Raw genomic sequence first — 22,038 nt, forward strand, 5'->3', positions numbered from 1 at the left:
CCCCCCATGGAAGCGACCTCCCCCAGCGATTCTTCCCAGCCAGCGCGGACTACCCCGCCACGGGGTATCCGCGGGAGCTTCCGCGCCAAGCTCTTTGCCGTCACGGCCACCGTGATCGTCATCCTCTCGGCAGCCTTCATCATTTTCTTCCTCTCCAACCAGCACACGATACTCCACGAAAAACTCGCCACCGAGGGGCAACTCCTGACCCGCCTCCTTGCCCACAACGTCCGCCCGGGCCTCTTTGCCGGCAACCGCGACCAGTTGGCCGATCTGGCCGCAGGGGTGCTGACGGTCCCCGACGTGGTGGAAGTGACCATTGCCGACCGGGATGGCCGGCCGGTGGCCCACCTGACGCGGTCGTCGAAGAGCGGTGCGGTACCCCGCAGCCGTCTGGCGATGGAGTTTTCAGAACCGGTTTTCGCGCTCCAGGGTAAAGGAAGCGAATCAGATCTCTACTTCTCTCCGGCGGAGCAGCCGGAGCAGACCGGCCAGCTCCTCGGCACCGTACGGATCGTGATGGATGAGGAGAAGATCCACGCCCACGTACGCCGCCTCACCGTCACGGCGACCTTTGCGGCACTGGCGTTCCTGGCCCTGGGAACGGGACTGGTCTACCTGGTCATCCGCGGCATAACCCGTCCCCTCACCCACCTGGCAGAAGGGGTCAAGGCCATCGAGTCAGGGGAGAAGGACGTGAGCATTCCCGTGGAATCGGAGGACGAAATCGGCTCCCTCACTGCCTCCTTCAACACCATGACGGACACCCTCCGGCAGCGGAGTGAGGAGCGGGACGAAGCGGAGCGGCAGCTCCGGGATCTGAACGCCCGGCTGGAGGAAAAGGTTTCTGCGCGGACCATCCAGCTGGAGGAGGCCAACCGGGAGCTGGAGTCGTTCAGCTATTCGGCCGCCCATGACCTGCGGGCGCCGCTGCTGCGCCTGAACGGCCTCTGCAAGGCCCTGAAGGAGGACTGCGGCGAGCGGCTCGATGAGGAAACCCGCGGGTACTTCAGGCGCATTGCGACGGTGGGCAAGCAGATGGAGCGGGTGATTTCGGCCATGTCGACCCTCTTCAATATCCAGCGTCGCGAGATGACCCGGCGGGAGATCGATCTGAGCGCCGTTGTGCGGGCCACCGTTGCTACACTGCGGGAGGCCGACCCCCTCCGGGACGTAATGGTGGCAGTTGAACCGGCCATGGCCGTCTGCGGCGACACCGAGCTTCTGTTCACGGCGATGGAAAACCTGGTGGGAAACGCCTGGAAGTTCACCTCGCGCACGGCAGAGGCGCGGATCGAGTTCGGCAGGGTCGAGCGGGAGGGGGAGACCGTCTACTTCCTGCGCGACAACGGAGCCGGTTTCGACATGGCCTACGCCGACAAACTGTTCAAGCCCTTCGAGCGGCTCCACTCGCACGGCGAGTTCCCCGGAACCGGCGTGGGACTCGCCATCGTCCACCGGATCATCGAACGCCACGGGGGACGCATCTGGCTCGAAAGCACGCCGGGGGCCGGAACAACCTGCTATTTCACCCTCCCCTCCTGAAAGCCCCGTCCTTCTCCGCCACTTCCGGTGGAAGTACATTATCCCCTCCCCCCGAAAAAAAAATCTGACCCACAGGGCAACAGAGCAAAATCTGAGGTAAACTCCTTTTCTAACATTTTTTAGCGCCCCGTCAGGTCAGGTAGAAACCTGGATAACATCCTGATCTCTCTATTGCTCTGTTGCTCTGTGTTATTCATAGTGTCGTTTTCAGGCATTGCGCATCCTGGAGGTTCCCATGCCCACCGAAATCAAGCGTTCCGTATGCCCCTACGACTGCCCCGACACCTGCGGCCTCCTGGTGGAGGTGGAGAACGGCCGGGCCGTGCGCGTTTCCGGAGACCCTGAGCACCCATTCTCCCGGGGCACCCTCTGCCCCAAGATGCTCCACTACGAGAAGACGGTCCACTCGCCCCTTCGGCTCACGACCCCCCTCATCCGCACCGGCCCCAAAGGGAAGGGGGAGTTCCGCCCCGCCACCTGGGACGAGGCGGTTGCCGTCATCGCGGCCCGCTGGCGGGAGATCATCGCCAGCCACGGTGCCGAGGCGATCCTCCCCTACTCCTACGCCGGAACCATGGGGCTCGTGCACCGCAACTGCGGCCACGCATTCTTCCACCGCATGGGAGCGTCGCGGCTGGACAGGACCATCTGCGCGCCGGCCAAGGAGGCGGGATGGCGGGCGATCATGGGGGACACGCCAGCCCCCCACCCTGACGAGGTGGCCGGGAGCGATCTCGTGATCCTCTGGGGAATCAACGCGGCGGCCACCAACATCCACTTCCTCCACGGGGTGCGGGAGGCGAAGAATTGGGGCGCCACGGTCTGGCTGATCGACACCTACGAGACCCCCACCGCAGCGGCGGCGGACCGGGTCATCCTCCCGAGGCCGGGGAGCGACGGAGCCCTGGCCCTGGGGATGATGCACGTCATGGCCCGGGAGGGGCTCGTTGACCGGGAATTCGTGGCGCAGCGGGTCCAAGGGTTCACGGAGCTGGCGGAGCAGGTTCTTCCCGATTACACGCCGGAGCGGGTGAGCACCATCACCGGCATTCCCCCCGCCGTCATCGAGGAGCTGGCGCGGCTCTACGCCCGGGCCCGGGCACCCTTCATCCGGCTCGGGAGCGGACTTTCCCGCTACGGCAACGGCGCCATGACAGTCCGCACCATCTGCGCGCTGCCGGCCCTGGTGGGGGCCTACGGGAAGCGGGGGGGAGGACTCCTGGCCTCCACGAGCACCGGCCACGCCTTTGCCATGGCGGAGGTGACCCGGGAGGACTTCAGGGCGCGCCCCACCCGGCTCGTGAACATGAACCGCCTGGGCCACGCCCTGACGGAACTGGCCGACCCGCCGGTGATGTCCCTCTACGTCTACCACGCAAACCCCGCCGCCGTGACCCCGGACCAGAATGCAATCCTCAGGGGACTTGCCCGCGACGACCTCTTCACCGTGGTCCACGAGCGGTTCATGACCGACACGGCCCGCTGGGCCGACGTGGTGCTGCCTGCCTGCTCGTCCCTGGAGACGGGTGATGTCTACCGAGCCTACGGCACCTACTGCATCCAGAGGGCATGGCCAGCCATCCCACCGGTGGGGGAGAGCAAGTCCAACTGGGACACCTTTGCGCTCCTGGCCGAGGCCATGGGGTTCGACGAGCCCTACTTCCGTCAGAGCGCCGAGGAGATGATCGAGGGGCTCCTGGCCATTCCCACCCCCATGCGGGAGGGGATCGACCTGGCCCGTTTCAACGAAGGAAAGGGGGTGGAGCTTCCCCTGGCCCAAGACCCCCCCCGCACCTTCCGGACCCCGTCGGGGAAGGTGGAGATCCTCAATCCCCGGGACCCGGAGCCGCTGCCCCGGTACCTCCCCACCCATGAGGAACAAGGGGAACTCCCCCTCATGCTCATGACCGCTCCGACTCCCTATGCCCTTAACGCCTCCTTCTACGAGCAGGATGAACTGCGGAAAAAGCAGGGGGGGATGCGCCTCTTGGTGAACACGACGGAGGCCGAAGCCCGGGGGATTGCCGACGGCGAGCACGTTATCGCCTTCAATGGGCTGGGGGAGGTCACCTTCATCCTGGCGGCCACCGACCGGGTTCCCCCCGGCGTGGCAGTGGCAGAAGGGGTCTGGTGGTCCGTGCACGCCCCCGGGGATCGGACAGTGAACGCCCTCACCAGCCAGCGCCTCACGGACCGGGGGAACGGGAGCACGTTTTACGATACGAGAATCGAGATAAGAAAAGTGAAACACTAAAGTTTTCTCCGCCGTCGCCGATACGAGTATCAGGCCTTCGATCGGAAGGCAGACTTCAGCGACAAGGGGAATGACCCGATGGCCGACCACAAGATCCTGCTGGAAAGCGGCACCAACGAACTTGAGATCGTGGAGTTCATGCTCAATGAATACGACGAAAAGGGGGAGGCGGTTCCCTCCTACTTCGGCGTCAACGTGGCAAAGGTTCGGGAGATCCTCCGCAAGCCCCAGATGTGGAAGGTTCCCAACGCCCATCCCGCCATCGCGGGGATGATGAAGCTGCGGGACAAGGTCATCACGGTGGTGGATCTTGCCACCACCCTCGGCAAGAGCATGAACTGCCTCGCCCCGGATCGGGTCATTGTTCTGGAATTCAACCGGATGATGATCGGCGTGCTGGTGAGCGGGGTTTCCCGAATCTACCGCATCTCGTGGGAGCAGGTGGAGCCGCCGGTGCGGGCCATCGAGTCGGCCTACGTGACCGGCATGGTGAAAATGGAGGACCGGATCATCCTGGTTCTGGACTTCGAGAAGATCGTGGGCGAAATCTGCTGCACTGACATCCTCCACGAAATCGGGCACGACCAACTCCTGGAAGGGGCAATCCTCGACCGGAGCCAGCACCGTATCCTCGTGGCGGATGACTCAACCTTCATCCGCAACAGCATCTGCTCATCACTGAGGGCCGCCGGCTACAACGTGGAGGAGGCGGAAAACGGCGAAGAGGCGTGGAATATGCTCAACGCCAAGCTCTCCCGCTGCCAGGCCGCCGGAACCCCCCTCAGAAGAGAGCTCGACCTCCTCATCACCGACGTGGAGATGCCGAAGATGGACGGCCTCCACCTCACCTCCCTCGTGAAGAAGGACGATGTGCTCAAGGATCTGCCGGTGCTGATCTTCTCGTCCCTGGCCACCGAGGACAACCGACGGAAGTGGCAAGACCTGGGTGCCCTGGATATCGTCACCAAGCCGGATCTCCCGAACCTGGTGAAGATCGCGGATGGCATCATGAACTGAAAGCGGTCACCTGCCGATTAGAAAAGCCGCCCCGGTCGAAGGGGCGGCTTTTTGCGTTTCGGGGCCCGCGTGCACGGAGAAATGACGTTCTCATTCTTCGCGGGCTAAGGTAGTATGCCGGGTGCCATGCACTACGAACCGGACCATCCCGAACTCTCCCTCGTCGTCCCGACCCTGAACGAGGCCGGCGGGCTCGAACGCCTCTTCGCCATGCTCTCGGCACAGCGGGAGGTTCAGTTGGAGCTGGTCATGGCCGACGGCGGCTCCACGGACGGGACGGCAGAGCGCGCCCGGATACTGGCCGGTGCAGCCCCGTTCCCGGCGAAGGTTATCGAAACTGGACGGGGACGGGGACGGCAGTTGAATGCAGGAGCCGCGGCGGCCTCAAGCGACACTCTTCTCTTCCTCCACGCCGACAGCATCTTTCCCGACCCCCTGGCCCTGCGGACCGCCCTGGACGCCTTCACGCAGGCGGTTGCCACGGGGGGAAACGACCGAATCGCCGGGCACTTCCGGCTCCGCTTCGACCGCGGCGCCCCCGGCCCCTCCCTCCCCTACTATTTCTACGAATGGAAGGCCCGGCTTCACCGGCCGGGATGCACCCACGGCGACCAGGGGTTCCTCCTGGGTCGGCGATTTTTCACCGAGGTTGGCCCCTTCGACGAATCGTACCCGATCCTGGAGGACGTGCGCCTGGCCGGCCGGATCGCTGACGGGGGCCGATGGGTGCTTCTGCCGGCGGAGATTGCCACCTCGGCCCGCCGGTTCGAGACAGAGGGGTTGCGGGAGCGCCAGACCCTGAACGCCCTCCTCATGAATTTCGCGGCCATCGGCTGGGATCCCTTCCTGGCCGAACTCCCCCGCCTCTACCAAAGCCAGGACCGGGCCGGTCGCCTCCTCCTCGGGCCGGTTCTCCGCCTCATCGCCGCCCTGCTCCGTCCCCTCCCCCGCCGGGAGCGGCTCCGGCTCTGGCGCGAAACGGGGCGCTACGTGCGGGCCAACGCCTGGCAGATCCCCCTCTTCCTCGATGTACTACGCCACTTCCGCAACGGAACCCCCGTTGGCGAGGGGGCGACGCCACTCCTGAACATCCACGACCGACTCTTCGACCGGCTCACCGACAACGGGGCCGGCCACCGGGCAACGGCACTCCTGGTCTGGCTCTGGTTCCGGCTGTCGCTCTCCCGCGAGCCTCTCACACCACCAGACGCGCAAAATCCGCAATTGTATTGATCGTGACCGGAGCGTGGCAGATGAAGTCGCCATCCACCTGAACCGGTTTATTGCCGCCGATGGTCAGGGCATCGGCCTCGAAAATCGTGACCCCTGCGCCGGCGGCCCCCCGCCCGGCAGCCACCTTCAGGGCAAGCCGGAGGTAGTCGCGCCGCCTCGCCCCCTCGACGCAGACCACCCGGAAACCGGGCTCGAAGAGGCTCGCACCGGGAGCCAGGACGAAGCTCCCGCCATAGCGCGCGGCGTTGCAGACGATGACGCTGTGGCAGGACCGGCGCTCTCCCCGCACCTCCACCTCCATGGACCGTTCATCCCAGGTGGAAAGGGTCCGCAGGGCCGAGAGGAGGTAGGCCCCCTTGCCGAAGCGCTTCTTCTCCCGGCCGAGCACCCCCTCCACCACGAAGCCGTCAAAACCGACGCCGGCCATGAGGAAGAAGCGGCGGCTCACCCCGAACCCCTTCAGGACCCCCACCGACAGGGGGCGGGTCTCCCGACGGACGATCCGCCGCACCGCCTCGTCGATGGAGCCGATGCCCAACTCACGGGCACAGACGTTGGCGGTGCCCAAGGGAAGAAAGGCCAGGGTCGCCTTACCCGGCACGAGTCCGTTGAGCACCCCGTTCATGGTCCCGTCCCCTCCCCCCGCCACGATGAAGGGGTTCTCCTCCATGGCACAGGCACGGGCGGCAAAGGCGGCGGCATCGTCGGGTCCGCCGGTGAGGAATACCGTAGATACAAATCCCCCCGCAGCGAGGAGAGCGGTCACCCGCGTGACCAGGGCCTCGGAATAGCTTCCCGACGTGGGATTGATGATGAGGGTGCATGAAGAGGACACGGGGAAACTCCTTGGGGAATGGCGTTTCGCGGCAGTATAGCACCCCCCTCCGGAGAGGGACCACGATTTTGTTGGAGGGTCATGTCAACCGGCATCGCCCCTGGGGCGTTTCTGTCAGTATACGCGTAACCTACCGAACAAAGGAGGAACGGAGATGAAACGGATCAGTTTTGCGCTGGCGGCCGCCGCTGTCATCGTGGCCCTTGCCGGAATCAACCAGGGGGCAGTGGCCCAGACCGGACCGGGGGCAGGAGCGGGCATGGGGCCGAAGAGGTGCGCCGGCAAGACCCAGAAAATGGACCCGGAACTGATGCTTAAACGGATGGAGGCAAACCTCGGGCTCAACGCCGAGCAGAAGGAGAAGATCAGGCCGATTCTCCAGGATGAGATAAAGGAGATGAAGACCATCCGCGACGACACCACCCTCACCCGCACCCAGAAGCGGGAGAAGATGCGGGAGATACGCGACAGGCACCACGAAAAAATCGGGGAACACCTCACCCCCGAGCAGCGCCAGAAGGCCGACGCCATGCGGGAGAAGGCCAAGGAGCGCTGGGAGAAGCGCAAGGAACTCAAGAAGGAACAGCCGAAACCGGCGGGTGAGGTCAAATAACACCTTCACCCCATTCATCACAACAGTGAAAAAAGGCCGCCCCGTGGGCGGCCTTTTTCATCCCGGACGCTCAATTTTCACACTCCAGCCTTGATGCTGTCGTAAAAAGTCTTTCCCCCCTCCCTTGACGGGAGGGGGTCAGGGGGTGGGTGAAGCTGCAACCTGCTGATTTCATGGCTAGCTCCCCCCCACCCTGACCCTCCCCCGCCAGGGGGGAGGGGACTGTTTATTGAGAATTTGTGACAACATCAGCCTTGACGAAAGCGTAAAATACTCTAATCTTGTCCAATACTGCGCTTTTCAGCGCAGTGATGGCGACCGCCAGATTCTTGTTCCACGGATTGGACACCAACGTTATACCTCAGGGGAGGAATTGTGATGAACGGTTTATTGAAGGTATTTTCCGCTGCAATGGTTCTTGGTGCCCTCGTCGCCGGGTGCGGAGGTGGTGGAGGTGGGGGAGGGTCCAGCAGCGGCGTGATTGTCGACACCATCCCCCCTTCGGTGGTCTACACAACACCCGTGAACAACGAAACCAACGTGGGTACGAACACAAAGATTACCGTCACCTTCAGCGAGGCCGTGGAGCCCGCCACGGTTACCAAGGACACCTTCGAGCTTGCAAGAGCCGGCACCACTGCCGACATCAACACCGTAACCTATGACGAAACAAACAAGATCGCCACCATCACCCCTTCTCCTCTGCTGGGAAACCAAACTTACACCGTCACGGTCAAACGGAGGGTCACGGATACGGCGGACAACGTCATGACGGCCGACTACACCTGGAAGTTCGAGACAGGCGCTGGGGCCGATATCATCCCTCCCGTCCTCAATTCCAAGGCGCCCGCAGACAACGCAACCGGCGTCGGCACCAATACGTCCATAGCCATGTCCTTCAGCGAACCGATGGACATTTCCACGTTCAGTTCGGCGTTCTCCCTAGCGCAGGTGATACAATTAGTGCCGGCTGTTACGGTTGGCATTCCAGTCCCGGGAACATTCTCCCTTATCGGACAGGTGGTAGTTTTCACGCCGGACACTCCTCTCATTCCCGGTGACTACATTGTAACCCTCACGACAGACGCTAAGGACCTGGCCGACAACGGCCTTGCCGCTCCAGTGTCGTGGAGCTTCACCACTGGCGCAGGTGTCGACGGCACCGCCCCCAGAGTCCTGGGAGTCAGCCCGGCGGCAGGAGCCCCAAACGTCCCGACGAGCGGAACGTCCATTTCCGTCACCTTCGATGAGGCGATCTATCCCGATATTCTGGGGAGCATCAACGGGATTGCGACAAAGATTGTCGTCGACTACGCAACGAACATGATCACCATGACGCCAACGACCCCACTCACCGCTAACAAAGACTACACGTTCAGAATCCGGGTGAGGGACCTGTCGGGCAACCAGATGCCCAATATCTACGAGTGGACCTTCACGACCGGCAACTGAAACCGGAATGCCAATTGGGACGGAAAGGGGGCGACGACCATCCGGCCATCGCCCCCTTTCCAATTGCGCTTCCCTGAGAGTTCAACTTACCCCATCTTCCCCTTCAAAAACTCCAGCCCCTTCTCCAGCAGCCCCCCCTCGGGGACGGTGCCGTCGGGGGTGAGCTTGTCGATGACGCCGGGGAGGAATTCGGAGAGCTTGGCGCTCAGGTCGTCAGGGGAAACCCCCGCCCTCGCGGCCATGTTCTGGATCGTCTCGCTCCCCAGCCCCTGCTTGATCTGATCGGCATTGATGGGGAGGTTCTGTCCCGTGCTGATCCATGAGGATATGACATCGCCCAGCCCCTTCTCCTGGAAGGACTGCACGAGGCCGCTCAGCCCCCCTTCCTTGTTGGAGAGCATCTCCATGACGTTCTGGAGAAGCCCCTGGTTTTCACCCTCGGCCCCACCGAAAAGATGCGCAGCCTTCCCTACCAGTTCGTCGAAAAGTCCCATTGTTTCCTCCCTGAGCATGATTTCCGCTCTGTAAATAGAATTGTGCGGCTACTGTTCCTTGCCACCCTGCTTGGGCGCCCGGTACCCAGCCCTGACGGCCTCGGCCTCGGTCATGTAGCTTCCCTTCTTGGTCTTGCCGTACCAGCGGCTCCCTTCCTTGTGATACACCTTGGAATCGGGATTCACCCAGACCATTCCCTTGCCGGCGGGGGGAACAACGACATTGGCGGGGGCAGCGGCCTTGGGAACCTTCGGCGTCTTGACGGCAGGCACCGTCGCCGCGGGCTTCGGTACGGACGGCATCGCCGCCGGCGTTGCAGCCGCTTTTGCGCCGGCACCGACGGTGACGAGGGGCGAGATCTTCTCAACCGTCTTGGCCGGCAGCTTCGCCTTCGTCGAAAGCTCAGACGTCGAGGCATAGGGGCGGCCGGCGATGATTTTCTTTGCCGCCGCGGGGCCAACCCCCGGAAGCTTCTCCAGTTCCGCCTGGGTGGCTGCGTTAAGGTCAACCGGGCCGGCCACGGCTTTAACATCACCGGCCTTTGGGGCCGCCAATACCGGTACGGATACTGCGAGCGCCACCCCTACCATCAGTGAAACAATCCAACGCGATACCTTCTGCTGCATACCCTCCTCCTTTCCATTACTGCCAATTAGTGTGAAAACTTCACATCACGATTTAACATGAGAAAATTACCATTATTTGAAAGAAAGTCAAGTAAACCAAAGAATTACAATCAAACATGCATGGAAACGTTACGACACTTGGCGCTCAACCTCCTGAAAAAATTGACCCTGTCTCCTTGCGCAGGCAACAGTCTCTGCTAGAGTGGTTCCAACAACGATCCGTCCCCACCGCGATCCCCCCCTATGGCTCAGGAGGAGTCATTGACCAGGAGCACCGCAGTACGTGTTACGCCAGGAGGGCGTCACCGGCTTCAGCGTCACCCGTTCCTTTTCCCGGTACCCGTAAAACGCTGCGCATTTCAAACGTTACCTGACGCTCTAATCCTGGTTGCGCCACTGCGTTCACAACCCCCGCACCCTGAATCTTCCGTTCGGCTTCCGACGCGGCGTTCCGTCAGCCATCCTGCGACCGCACCCGCCTCACCATTTCGGACGAAGAGTAAATCAAGCGACTGCTTGGCGAGGTCCCCCGGGGGATTTACATTTCGAACACAGTGAACTTTGAGGTTTTGCCGTAGCCTGCTTGCGGCCACGAACCGCGAAAGGAGGAATGCCCGGAATAATGGTTTTTTCTCGCGCTGAACGACCTGGGAATATCGTCGAATCAACTATCTATGAACGGAGGAACGAACGATGAATCCAAACGAGAACCAAGGATGCTGCGGAACACCGGAAGAACAGGCATATCAGCAGGGTATGGCCGACGCGGCGACTGCCGCCGAAGGTTGCTGCTGCGGATGCGGTGACGATCCGGTGACCCACGCCTATTACCAGGGGATGGCCGACTATGAAGCGTCGCTGGGTTACGGGGCGGGACATGAGGATGATCCCATAACCCAGGCATACTACCAGGGGATGGCCGACTATGAGGCTTCCCTCTCCGGAAGCGGCGGCTACGGGGAGTCCGACCCGTACACCGAAGGCTATTATCAGGGGATGGCCGACTACGAGGCTTCCCTCTCCGGAAGCGGCTACGAGGAGTCCGATCCTTACACCGAGGGCTACCTCCAGGGGATTGCCGATTACGAGGCAGCCCTTGCCGGCGGTTATGGCTACCAGGAGGGATCCGACCCCAGCGCCGATGCCTACTACCAGGGGATGGCCGACTACGAGGCATCGCTGGCCGGCGGCTACGGTTACCAGACGGGATACGGCATGGAAGCCGCGGGACCCACCGCTCCCGCGCCCCTCGCCCGCCCCATCTCGCGCCCCATTGAGCGGCCGATCACCAGACCCGTCGAGCGCCCCATCACGCGCCCGCTCGAACGACCGGTCACCAGACCCATTGAGCGGCCCGTGACCCGGCCCATCGAGCGACCACTCACCCGGCCCGTGACCAGGCCCATTGACCGACCACTCACCCGGCCCGTGACCCGGCCCATCGAACGACCACTGACCCGGCCTGTCACCCGCCCCATCGAGCGGCCGCTGACCCGACCCGTCCAGCGTCCGGTCACCAGGCCCATTGAGCGGCCGTTGACCCGGCCCATCGAACGACCGATCACCAGGCCCATCGAACGACCGATCACCAGGCCCATTGAGCGGCCATTGACCCGGCCCATCGAGCGGCCGATCACCAGGCCCATCGAGCGGCCGTTGACCCGACCCATGGATCGTCCGGCAGCGCGGCCATTCACCCCGGCGACATCCCTGGAAAACATGGCACTAATGCTCCAGCGGCTCAGTCGTTCTCTCGCCCGGCCCCTGATCCGGCCCATATGAGACATTGAACCATCAACGTAACGGGAGGGGGCTCCAGCCCCCCTCCCGGCCTCAGCCCGCACACGGAGAATCCATGAAGAACGTACTGCTCATCTCCATGCCCTTCGCCTCCACCAAATGGCCCGCCATCGGCGTGAGCCTCCTGAAGCCTCGGCTCGAGACCGAGGGGATACCCTGCGACATCCGGTATTTCAACATCCTCTTCGCCCAGATGATCGGCCTGGACACCTACGAAGACATCGCCATCTACCCCCGCTACATCTTCGGCGAGCGGCTTTTCGCCAAGGAGTACTTCGGCGGCGCCCTCCCCCCCGACGAGGAGTACCGCCGCTACCTGGAGAAGGTCTACAAAGGGCCGGTGGATGCCTCCTTCGACCGGCTCTTCGCGGTGAGCAGCCAGATCGGGCCGTTCATCGACCGCTGCCTGGCGGAAGTATCCTGGGACTCCTATGACATCATCGGCTTCACCAGCATGTTCGAGCAGAACCTCTCCTCCCTCACCCTGGCCCGGGCCATCAAGGAGCGGTACCCGGAGAAGACCATCATCATGGGGGGAGCCAACTGCGAGCGGGAGATGGGGGTGGAGCTCCACCGCCACTTCCCGGAGATCGACTACGTCTGCTCTGGCGAGGCCGACGAGACCTTTCCTGAGCTGGTGAAGCGGCTGGCAAAGGGTGAGCCGGTGGACACGATCCCCGGGGTGGTGACCCGCCACGGGGGCGAATCGGTCATGGCCCACGGCGCCCAGGTGGTGAAGAACCTGGACACCGTCCCGGTCCCCGACTACTCCGACTACTTCCGGCAGATGGACCAGTCGACCCTGCCGCCGGAGGCCTGCTACGAAATCCACATGGAGTCGTCCCGCGGCTGCTGGTGGGGTGCCAAGTCCCAATGCAACTTCTGCGGCCTGAACAGCAAGGCGATCAGCTACCGCTGCAAATCGAAGGACCGGATCGTGGATGAGCTGCTTCACCTGATCGACACCTATGCCGTGCCGCGCGGCCTCAAGCTGATCTCCATGGTGGACAACGTCCTCTCCATGGACTTCTTCAAGGATCTCCTGCCGGAACTGAAGCGGCTCCAGCTTCCGGTGAAGCTCTTCTACGAGGTGAAGGCGAACCTGAACGAGGAGCAGGTGCGAATGCTGGCCGAGGCCAATATCGCCTGGATCCAGCCGGGCATCGAGAGCCTCAACACCCGCATCCTGAAGCTGATGGAGAAGGGGGTGACGGCGCTCCAGAACGTGCAGCTCCTGAAGCACTCCAAGCAGTTCGGCGTCTACCCCACCTGGAACATCATCTACCGCTCCCCCGGCGAGCAGCCCGAGGATTACCGGCAGATGATCGACCTGATCTACAAGATCACCCACCTGGCGCCGCCGGAAGGGTTCATCCCCCTCTGCATGCAGCGCTTCAGCCCCTACTTCAACACCCCGAAGGAGTTCGGCATCGCCAGCATCACGCCGGAGGAATCGTACCGGTTCATCTACCCCTTCGGACAGGAGAGCATCGCCAACCTGGCCTACTTCTTCGACTTCGAGTTCGACGAGAAGGTCGCCCCGCCCCCCGGCTGGGACAAGGAGCTGGAGCAGGCCGTGGAGTTCTGGCGCCAGTGCTCCGAGCGGGGCGAAAACCTGGAGAGCCGGGCCGAGTCGGCCGGCGACCTGGTGATCCGCGACACCCGCTCCACCGCGCGCCAGCCGCTGATGCATCTGGAGGGTCCCCACAAGGCGATCTACGAGCTCTGCGGCAGCGCCCGGGACTTCTCCTCCATCTACGACTACACGCGGGAGACCTTCAGCCGCCTTCCGGTGCGGGAGCGGGACGTGCGGGACTTCCTGGAGGAGATGGTGGCGCTGGACTACATGATCAGCGAAAACTCCCGCTATCTGAGCCTGGCGATTCCGGCCGCCTGAGGTGACTGCCATGACTGCGGCCATCCCACCGCCCGGAAAGGTCCTCCTGATCGCCATGCCCTTCTACTCCGTGAAGCGGCCGGCGCCGGGGATCAGCATCCTGAAGGCAATCCTCGCCCGGGAGGGGATCGGGTGCGACATCCGCTACCTGAACCTCCGCTTTGCCGCCCTGGCGGGGATCGACACTTACGAAAAAATCTGCGACTACCTGGGGGACGACGGCGAAACCCTCATCGGCGAGTGGTGCTTCGCCCGGTCCCTCTTCGACCGGCTTCTACCGGAGCAGGACAACGGGCTGTTGGCCTCCGAACGGTTCAGGCATGAGCCGGAGTACTCGGCGGAGCGGTTCCGGTCCATCCGGGAACTGGCCGTCCCGTTCCTGGATGCCTGCCTCGACGACATCCCATGGCAGGAGTACCGGGTCGTCGCCTTCACCAGCGTCTTCGAGCAGAACCTGGCGTCCCTGGCCCTGGCCCGGCGGGTGAAGGAGCGACACCCGGGGGTGGCCATCGTCTTTGGCGGGGCCAACTGCGACGGCGCCATGGGGGTCGAACTCCACCGGCAGTTCCCATGGGTCGATTACGTCTGCTCCGGCGAGGCAGACCTGAGCTTTCCTCCCCTGGTCCGCGGGATCATGGCAGGATCAGAGGTCAAAGACATACCGGGGATCGTCTGGCGGGACGGCGACCAGTCAGTGGCGACCGGTCCGCCGCAGCTGGCGGAGGATCTGGACACCCTCCCCCCTCCCGACTACGATGACTGGTTCGCCCAGCTCCGCCAGTGGCGGCTTCCGACCCTGGCCAACCTCGGGGGCGGCCTCCCCATGGAGAGCTCGCGGGGCTGCTGGTGGGGGGAGAAGTCCAAATGCACCTTCTGCGGGCTGAACGCCGAGACGATCCACTACCGCCGCAAGAGCCCCGGCCGGGTTGCGGCAGAACTGCAGAACCTTTACTCACAGTATATGAAGCCCCACGGCATCGGGCAGGTGACCATGGTGGACAGCATCTTTTCCATGGACTACTTCGAGGGGCTGCTGCCGAAGCTGCAGGAGATGGCCCTGCCGGTGGGGATTTTCTACGAGACCAAGGCCAACCTCTCCCGCGAACAGGTGCGGGAGCTGCGCCGGGCCGGGATCCTCTGGATCCAGCCCGGCATCGAGAGCCTCTCAACCCCTGTGCTGAAGCTGATGCGCAAGGGGGTGACGGCGCTCCACAACATCCAGCTCCTGCGGAACTGCGCCGAGTTCGGCGTCTATCCCATCTGGAACTTCCTCACCGGTTTTCCGGGCGAGCGGGAGGAGGATTACCGGCAGATGATCGCCCTCATGGAACGGGTGGCGCACCTGCCGCCCCCCAGCGGCTTCTCCCGCTTCTGTCTCCAGCGCTTCAGCCCCTATTTCGATGAGGCGGAGCACCACGGCATCCTCAATATCCGCCCCAAGCCATTCTACCGCCACCTCTACCCGGTAGACGACAGCGCCCTTGCCAACATCGCCTACTTCTTCGACTTCGACTACCGGCCCGACGTGGCGCCGCCGGATAGGGAGAAACCCTTCTCCGCCGCCGTGACCCGGTGGCAGGAGGCCCACGCCGCCGGCGCGTTCCTCACGGCCCAAGCAGTCGGCCGCGACATCCTGCAGCTCAGCGACGGCCGCCCCGGCGCCGCGCACCGGCAGGTGACACTGTCAGGCCTCCAGCGGGAGATCTACATGGCCTGCAGCGTCATCCGCCCGGTGGATGACCTCGTCGAAATGATGCGTGAGCGCTTCCCCTCCGTCGCCATCCGCGAACGGGACGTGCGGGAGTTCCTCGACGACATGGTGGCCCTGGGTTTCATGGCGGGCGAAGAAGAACGGTACCTGAGCCTGGCGGTGCCGATCCATGACCAAAAGCAGACAATCTCACACTCAAGGAGCATTTCATGACCGAGAAGAGACGATACCTGGTGGGCTACCGCAGCGGCGCCGTGATGCCGCGGGAAGTGGAAACGGCCCTGGACAGCCTGGCCGCGGCGGCGGGGACGAAACAGCTCCGCTCCCTCAAGGGTGGACAACGGGTGCTGGAGATGACCCGCGAGGAGGCGGAAAAACTTGCCTCCCGACGCCCCGACCTGATCGTGGAGGAGGACCGGGAGCTGGAGCTCTACCTCTCCATGCCGGGCCTTCCGCCAGCCATCCCCACGGGCCCCGCCGTCACCCTGCGGGTGAAGGTGACCGACGAGGCCGGAACGCCAGTGGCAGGAGTCACCATCATCGCCGCCGGCAAACAGGTAAGCTACTGGGGTGAGACCGACGCCAAGGGGATGGCCAAAGTGGTCGTCCACGAGCGGTTCCTCCCCTACCTCATCGCCTCGCCCCGGCAGGGGTTCTGGTCCCGCGTAGTGCCGTCGGTCACCGCCTCCGCCAAGAGCGAGCTGATGGTAACGCTCAAGAAACTCCCGATCCGGGGGGGATGTACCTGGGGACACGCGGCCATGGGGATCGACCGTATCGGCACGGCGTTCACCGGCAAAGGGGTCAAGATCGCGGTGATCGACTCGGGGATCGCCGGACACGAGGACCTGACGCCCGCCGGCGGCTTCAACACCCTCGACGGCCAGGACACGGCCGCCTGGAACCTGGACGAGAAGGGTCACGGCACCCACTGCGCCGGGATCATGGCGGCCCGGGCAGACAACCGGGTGGGAATCCGGGGAGTGGCGCCGGGAGCGGAGGTTTACTCCCTCAAGGTCTTCCCCGGCGGCCGGTTCAGCGACCTCCTGGAGGCGATAAACTGGTGCATCGACAACTACATCGATGTCATCAGCATGAGCCTCGGCAGCCCTTACCCGTCTGAACAGGTGGCGGTGGCCCTGGCCGAGGCCCACGGCCGGGGGATCACCTGCGTGGCGGCGGCGGGTAACGACGGCGGCGCCGTCGGCTACCCGGCAGCCCTGCCGGAAGTGTTGGCAGTATCCGCCATCGGCCGCATCGGGACCTTCCCGGCCGACAGCGCCCACGCCCTGAAGATCAGTGACTACTATGGCCGGGACAGCCGGCACTTCTTCGCCTCTTTTTCCAACTGGGGGCCGGAGATCGCCGTCTGCGCGCCGGGGGTGGCGATCCCCTCCACCGTTCCCGACGGCTATGCCGCCTGGGACGGCACCTCCATGGCCTGCCCCTTCGTAGCGGGGGTGGCGGCGCTCATCCTGGAGGCCTACCCGGAGGTCCGGACCGGCGACGTCAACCAGCCCCTCGCTGTCCGTGACCTGATCCAGCGTTCGGCGGTGGACCTGGGGCTTCCCACCGAGATGCAGGGGGCCGGCATGGCCAGCGCGGCCCGGGCCCTGGGCGCGGCGCTGATCCGGCAACGGGGAAGGGCAGCGACCCGAACATCACCCGCAGGCGGGGTTGGGGCACCCACTGTCCGGCGAAGAATCCAGACCGAAAACTGGAGCGGGGTGAGATAGAAAAAATACGGGCCGTCCGATCATCGGACGGCCCGTTCGTCAGCTGCCAGGACCATCTCCCGCCAAGTACGGCAATCGGCTATTTGAAGGTCTCCACCACGTACTCTCCAATCTTCAGCGCATCCCCGGGCGGAATCATCCCCTCGGAAAAAGCGGGCATTCCCTGGCCCGGGTTCCGCAGGTAGGCCGCCACGTCAGCGCTCGTGCGGATGCCGTTGGCCTCCCGGTCGGCCCGGCCGAGGGTCTTGCCGGTCCGGATGGTGTTGCCGCCCTTGGGATGGCAACCGGCGCAGTGGGTGGCGAAGAGTGCCTCGCCGGTCGCGCCGGAACCGGACTGACAGGCCACCAGCACCCCGAGGAACAGAACGGCGCCAGAAAGCGTCATCATCCGCTCCATCGTCACGCGCCTCCGTTCGTCGCGGCGGAAGGAAGCTCCTTCTTCTCGTCCTTGTCCACGCTGTGCTTCTTCATGCTTTCCAGCATCTCCCGAAGCCGCTTGTCCACCAAGGCGTTGATGGTCCCCTCGGGCCAGGTGCCGTCCTCCTGCCGCTCGCCGGCCGGAACGCCGGTGAGGATCTCGATCCCCTGGTCAATGGTCTCCACGCTCCAGATATGGAACTTTCCGTCCCGCACCGCCTGGACCACCTCGTCGTTCAGCATGAGATGGCGCTCGTTGGTCTTCGGGATGATGACCCCCTGCTCACCCGTCAGCCCCTTGGACTTGCAGACGGCGTAGAACCCCTCGATCTTGAAGTTGACCCCGCCGATGGGCTGCACCATGCCGAGCTGATTCACGCTGCCGGTGACAGCGATCCCCTGCCGGATCGGAACGCCGGAGAATGCGGAGAGGAGGCCGTAAAGCTCCGTGGAGGAGGCGCTGTCCCCCTCCACCCCTTCGTAGTTCTGCTCAAAACAGATGGAGGCAGAGAAGGAAAGGGGTTTGTCGTGGGCGAACTTCTCCCCCAGATAGCCGGTAAGGATCAGAACTCCCTTGTCATGGATGGGGCCGGAGAGCTTCACCTCCCGCTCGATGTTGACCATGCCGGCCCGGCCAAGCCAGACCCGCGCCGTAACCCGCGACGGCCGGCCGAAGGTGTGGTCGGCCAGCTGCATCACCCCCAGGCCGTTGATCTGCCCCACGATCTCGCCGTCCACGGCCGAGAGGATGGTCCCTTCGTCGAAGAGCTCCTGCATCCGCTCCTCGACCCGGTTGCTCCGGTAGATCTTCTGTTCGATAGCCGTGGCCACGTGGGCGTGGGTGACAATGCCGCCGCCGGCCTTGCCGGCCCAGTAGCTGGCTTCGCGGATGAGATCGGCGATCTCCATGAACTGGGAGGAGAGCTTCTCCTGGTCCTCCACCAGCCGGGCCGAGTACTCGATGAGCCCGGCCACGCCGCTGCGGTCGAAGGGAAGGAGCTTCTCGTTCTTGCAGTGGGTGGAAACGAAGAGAGCATAGTCCTTGAGGATTTCCGGAGTGCGGGCGATGCGGCTGTCGAAATCGGCCTTCACCTTGAAAAACTTCCGGTAGTCGGGCTCCAGGTGGTAGAGGAGGTAGTAGATCCACGACGAGCCGATCATGATGATCTTGGCCTGAAGGGGTATTGCCTCGGGCTTCATGGAGACGATGGTGATGAAGCGGTACTGCTCCAGGGGGTCTTCGAACTTGATCTCGGCGCTGCGAATGCAGCGCTTCAGCGCATCCCACGAGTAGGGGTTCACGAGGACCTCGCGGGCGTCGACGATGAGGTAGCCGCCGTTGGCCTTGTGGAGCGCCCCCGGCTTGATCATGGTGAAGTTGGTGGTGGCCGTCCCCCCCATCTGCATGATGTGCTCGGTGCGGCCGAAGAGGTTGCTGTAGGTGGGGTTCGGCTCGAAGACCACCGGCGCCCCCTGGGCGTCATGGTTGTCCACGAAGACGTTCACCTGGTAGCGCTCGAAGGAGGGCTCCTGCCGGGGGAGCTTAAGGCCCGGGATGGGGGACTGGACCGGCTGCTGGGGCTTGAAGTCCTCCAGGTTTGCGATGATGTCCTCCTGGACCGCGTTCAGGTACTCCACCACCTTGGGGTTGTCGCCGTACTTCTCCCGAAGGGGGTCAATGTGGTGCCCCACCGAGGCATTGCCCAGGTCCCGGTCCAGCTGGGCAAGCTGGTCCTTGGTCTGCTTTTCGTTGTCACGCACCTGGCGGAGCACGTCGTTGAGTTTCTCGGTCAACTCCTGCCCCACCTCCTCCAGCTTCTCCTTCTCCTGGTTGGTGAGGGCGTCATATTCCTCCTGGGTGTAGTTGCGCCCCTCCTTCTGGGGAACCATGACAAGCCCCGAAACGGTACGCTGCAGGGCAAAGCCTTTCTCCTGGGCCTCGGCCTCCAGCTTTCCGAACAGTTCGTTGTTTTTCTCCTGGTAGGCCTCGATGATGGTGGCCTTGTTGGCCTCGTACTCCTTGCTGTCCAGGGCCTTGGGGATGATGCTGCGCACCGCGTCGATCAACTCCCGCATGTCCGTTTCCAGCTCGGCACCCTTACCGGTCGGGAGCGCCAGGGCGATGGGGAGGTCAGGAGACTTGAAGTTGTTGACGTAGACCCAGTCGAAGGGAGGGGGCTCGGACTTGGCCTTCTTCTTCAGGATGTTCTTGATGGTGGAGGTGCGGCCGGTGCCGGCCTCGCCGGCGAGGAAGAGGTTGAAGCCGCTCTCCCGGATATCGAGGCCGAAATCGATGGAGGCAAGGGCCCGGGCCTGCCCCAGGGTTCCTTCCAGCTCGGGGAGGTCGTCGGTGGTGTCGAAGTCGAACTGGCCGGGATCGCAGCTCCAGCGAAGCTGCTCGGGAAGAAGTTTCCTCTGGTCGGTGACGGGCATGATAAACCTCCTTATTCATTGCATAGGAACTGAATAAGTATACCACGTCTCCTCGAATTGTAAGGTCAGGGGGCCGGTTCAGGAGACTCCCGGCAGGGAAGCCACGCGTCGAGGAGGGGAGAAAACCGCTCGGCCGCTGAACGGCTGACGGCAGCAAGCGGCACGTGATGACCGAGAACAACGGAGAGGGAGGTGATGGGGCAGGCAACGATCCCGCAGGGGTTGATGGGGCTAAAGGGGGACAGGTCATTGGCGACGTTGAGGGCGAACCCGTGCATGGTCACCCAGCGGCGGACGCCGACGCCGATGGAGGCGAGCTTCCCCCCGTCAGTCCAGATGCCGGTGCGGCCCGACTCGCGGCGGGCGGCGACGTCGAAGTCGGCCGCCACGTGGATGAGGAGTTCTTCCAGAAAACGGAGGTAGCGGTGCAGGTCGCGGCCCCGGCGCCCCAGGTCGATGATCGGGTAGCCGACCAGCTGTCCCGGCCCGTGAAAGGTCACGTCGCCCCCCCGGTTGGTCTCCACCACCCGGATACCGGGGTCGAGCACGTTTTCCCGGCGACCTCCCCGGCCGGTGGTGTAGACCGGCGGATGCTCCACCAGTAGCAGCGTCTCCGGGGAGGTTCCGTCGGCAACCGCCTCCGCCAGCCTCTCCTGCATGGCGTAGGTGGTGTGGTAGTCGAGGCAGCCGAGGTCAATCATGTTCATCGTCAGACCAGCATCAGCACCGGATTTTCCACTACCCGCTTCAATTCACCCAGGAACCGCGCCCCATAGGCTCCGTCCACCACCCGGTGGTCGCAGGAGAGGGTCACCCGCATGGTCTTGGCGGCGACCAGATGTCCGTCGCGCACCGCCGGCCGGTCGGCCACTGCCCCCACGGCCAGGATCGCCGCCTGGGGTGGAAGAATGACTGCGGCGAACTCCTCGATGCCGTACATCCCCAGGTTGGAAACGCTGAAGGTGCCGCTGGAGATCTCCTCCTGGGTGATGGCGCCGCTTCGGGCCCGCTCGGCCAGGCGCATGGCCTGGAGGGCGATCTCCTTCAGGGAGAGCCCCTGGCACCCCTTCACCACCGGCACCTGGAGCCCGTCGTCCATGGCCACGGCAAAGCCGATGTTGATGGCGTCGTGGAGCACAATCCGGTCGCCGGCAAAGGATGCGTTGAGCCGAGGGAACGCCGCCAGGGCCATGGCCACCCCCTTGATGACCAGATCGTTGAAGGTGACGGCGTGCCCGCCCCCCTTCAGTTCACGGATCACCTCCACCGCCTCCTTCATGTCGATTTCCATCGTCTCGTAGAAGTGGGGAATCGTCCGCCACGCCTCCCCCGTCACCTTCGCAATGGCGCTCCGCATGCGGGAAAGGGGCTCTGTTCCTCCCTCAGCGGGACCTGCGGCAGACTCCCCCTCCGCCGGCAGTTTCTCCGTCACCTTCGTGCCCGCCTGGAAACGCTCCAGATCCTCCTGGAGAATACGCCCCTCGGGGCCGCTCCCCTCAACCTGCCGGAGGTCAATCCCCTTCTCCCGGGCCAACCGCCGCACCGCCGGGGAGGCCCTGGTGTCGTCCGGATGGTCGGCGGCGGTCGGGGGGGACGGCTCCACCGCCTCGGGGAGCTCCATCACCCGTTCGGGGACTCCCCCCGTCGCTGCCGCCTCCGGCTCCGGGGCCGGCGGCTGCCAGGTGGCTTCGGGTGCCGGACGTGGGGTCTCCTCCTTTGCCACTGGCGCCTCGCCCGCCGCGCCGATGACGCCGATGACGGTGCCGACCGCCACCAACTCCCCCGTCTTCACCCGCTGCTCCACGAGGACCCCGGAGGCGAACGCCTCCAGTTCCATGGTTGCCTTGTCCGTCTCCACCTCGGCGATGATCTCGCCGCGCTCCACCGTGTCGCCAACCCCCTTCTTCCAGGAGACGAGGCGGCCTTCGGTCATGGTGTCGGATAGTTTCGGCATGGTTATGTTGGTCGGCATAC

17 protein-coding genes are annotated in these 22,038 nt (G+C 64.1%); 10 read left to right on the top strand and 7 right to left on the bottom strand.

Annotation, left to right across the window (positions count from 1 at the left end):
- The first annotated feature begins 6 nt into the window (after positions 1 to 6).
- The 4 genes from RCH91_RS07155 to RCH91_RS07170 all read left to right on the top strand — a co-directional run bounded on the left by RCH91_RS07155 (position 7) and on the right by RCH91_RS07170 (position 6,049).
- Positions 7 to 1,545: an ATP-binding protein gene (locus RCH91_RS07155; RefSeq protein ID WP_306533936.1), complete on the top strand. Its 1,539-nt coding sequence runs from the start codon at positions 7 to 9 to the stop codon at positions 1,543 to 1,545.
- 235 nt (positions 1,546 to 1,780) lie between these two features.
- Entirely contained in the window at positions 1,781 to 3,799 is a 2,019-nt protein-coding gene (locus RCH91_RS07160; protein ID WP_306533937.1) for a molybdopterin oxidoreductase family protein, read from the top strand.
- Positions 3,800 to 3,877: 78 nt separating this feature from the next.
- Positions 3,878 to 4,816 (top strand): chemotaxis protein, encoded by a 939-nt coding sequence (locus RCH91_RS07165; RefSeq protein WP_306533938.1) that lies wholly within the window; start codon positions 3,878 to 3,880, stop codon positions 4,814 to 4,816.
- Between the two features lie 126 nt (positions 4,817 to 4,942).
- Positions 4,943 to 6,049 carry a TIGR04283 family arsenosugar biosynthesis glycosyltransferase gene (locus RCH91_RS07170; protein ID WP_306533939.1) on the top strand — a complete coding sequence of 369 codons (1,107 nt, stop codon included), beginning with the start codon at positions 4,943 to 4,945 and terminating at the stop codon, positions 6,047 to 6,049.
- On the opposite strand, the gene RCH91_RS07175 is transcribed toward RCH91_RS07170, so the two are convergent.
- Positions 6,012 to 6,884, bottom strand: a complete 873-nt coding sequence (locus tag RCH91_RS07175; RefSeq protein WP_306533940.1) for a diacylglycerol kinase family protein — start codon at positions 6,882 to 6,884, stop codon at positions 6,012 to 6,014. The genes RCH91_RS07170 and RCH91_RS07175 overlap by 38 nt on opposite strands.
- 154 nt (positions 6,885 to 7,038) lie before the next feature.
- Between RCH91_RS07175 and RCH91_RS07180 the strand changes: the two genes are divergently transcribed.
- Positions 7,039 to 7,497 carry a hypothetical protein gene (locus tag RCH91_RS07180; RefSeq protein ID WP_306533941.1) on the top strand — a complete coding sequence of 153 codons (459 nt, stop codon included), beginning with the start codon at positions 7,039 to 7,041 and terminating at the stop codon, positions 7,495 to 7,497.
- A 378-nt stretch (positions 7,498 to 7,875) separates the two neighbouring features.
- Positions 7,876 to 8,949, top strand: coding sequence for an Ig-like domain-containing protein (locus tag RCH91_RS07185; protein ID WP_306533942.1), 1,074 nt, complete (start codon positions 7,876 to 7,878; stop codon positions 8,947 to 8,949).
- A gap of 86 nt (positions 8,950 to 9,035) precedes the next feature.
- On the opposite strand, the gene RCH91_RS07190 is transcribed toward RCH91_RS07185, so the two are convergent.
- Positions 9,036 to 9,443 (bottom strand): YidB family protein, encoded by a 408-nt coding sequence (locus tag RCH91_RS07190; RefSeq protein ID WP_306533943.1) that lies wholly within the window; start codon positions 9,441 to 9,443, stop codon positions 9,036 to 9,038.
- A gap of 48 nt (positions 9,444 to 9,491) precedes the next feature.
- Positions 9,492 to 10,070 carry a helix-hairpin-helix domain-containing protein gene (locus RCH91_RS07195; RefSeq protein ID WP_306533944.1) on the bottom strand — a complete coding sequence of 193 codons (579 nt, stop codon included), beginning with the start codon at positions 10,068 to 10,070 and terminating at the stop codon, positions 9,492 to 9,494.
- Positions 10,071 to 10,763: 693 nt separating this feature from the next.
- Here RCH91_RS07195 and RCH91_RS07200 point away from each other — a divergent pair.
- The 4 genes from RCH91_RS07200 (at position 10,764) to RCH91_RS07215 (ending at position 17,214) form a co-directional block, all read left to right on the top strand.
- Positions 10,764 to 11,852, top strand: a complete 1,089-nt coding sequence (locus tag RCH91_RS07200) for a hypothetical protein (RefSeq protein ID WP_306533945.1) — start codon at positions 10,764 to 10,766, stop codon at positions 11,850 to 11,852.
- 73 nt (positions 11,853 to 11,925) lie between these two features.
- Complete coding sequence (locus RCH91_RS07205; protein WP_306533946.1) at positions 11,926 to 13,767, top strand: RiPP maturation radical SAM C-methyltransferase; 1,842 nt, start codon at positions 11,926 to 11,928, stop codon at positions 13,765 to 13,767.
- 10 nt (positions 13,768 to 13,777) lie between these two features.
- Positions 13,778 to 15,691: a RiPP maturation radical SAM C-methyltransferase gene (locus tag RCH91_RS07210; protein WP_306533947.1), complete on the top strand. Its 1,914-nt coding sequence runs from the start codon at positions 13,778 to 13,780 to the stop codon at positions 15,689 to 15,691.
- Positions 15,688 to 17,214 carry a S8 family serine peptidase gene (locus RCH91_RS07215; RefSeq protein WP_306533948.1) on the top strand — a complete coding sequence of 509 codons (1,527 nt, stop codon included), beginning with the start codon at positions 15,688 to 15,690 and terminating at the stop codon, positions 17,212 to 17,214. Before RCH91_RS07210 ends, RCH91_RS07215 begins: the two co-directional genes overlap by 4 nt.
- A 79-nt stretch (positions 17,215 to 17,293) precedes the next feature.
- Here RCH91_RS07215 and RCH91_RS07220 read toward each other — a convergent pair whose 3' ends face one another.
- The 4 genes from RCH91_RS07220 to RCH91_RS07235 form a co-directional block, all read right to left on the bottom strand.
- Entirely contained in the window at positions 17,294 to 17,611 is a 318-nt protein-coding gene (locus RCH91_RS07220; protein WP_306533949.1) for a c-type cytochrome, read from the bottom strand.
- A 2-nt stretch (positions 17,612 to 17,613) separates the two neighbouring features.
- On the bottom strand, positions 17,614 to 20,064 hold the full coding sequence (locus tag RCH91_RS07225) for a Lon protease family protein (RefSeq protein ID WP_306533950.1): 2,451 nt from the start codon (positions 20,062 to 20,064) through the stop codon (positions 17,614 to 17,616).
- 65 nt (positions 20,065 to 20,129) lie between these two features.
- Positions 20,130 to 20,771 carry a lipoyl(octanoyl) transferase LipB gene (gene lipB, locus RCH91_RS07230; RefSeq protein ID WP_306533951.1) on the bottom strand — a complete coding sequence of 214 codons (642 nt, stop codon included), beginning with the start codon at positions 20,769 to 20,771 and terminating at the stop codon, positions 20,130 to 20,132.
- A gap of 2 nt (positions 20,772 to 20,773) precedes the next feature.
- Positions 20,774 to 22,036 carry a dihydrolipoamide acetyltransferase family protein gene (locus RCH91_RS07235; protein WP_306533952.1) on the bottom strand — a complete coding sequence of 421 codons (1,263 nt, stop codon included), beginning with the start codon at positions 22,034 to 22,036 and terminating at the stop codon, positions 20,774 to 20,776.
- Positions 22,037 to 22,038: the final 2 nt, after the last annotated feature.

It is taken from the genome of Geobacter sp., assembly GCF_030834625.1.
In the GTDB taxonomy this organism is placed as follows: domain Bacteria; phylum Desulfobacterota; class Desulfuromonadia; order Geobacterales; family Geobacteraceae; genus Geobacter.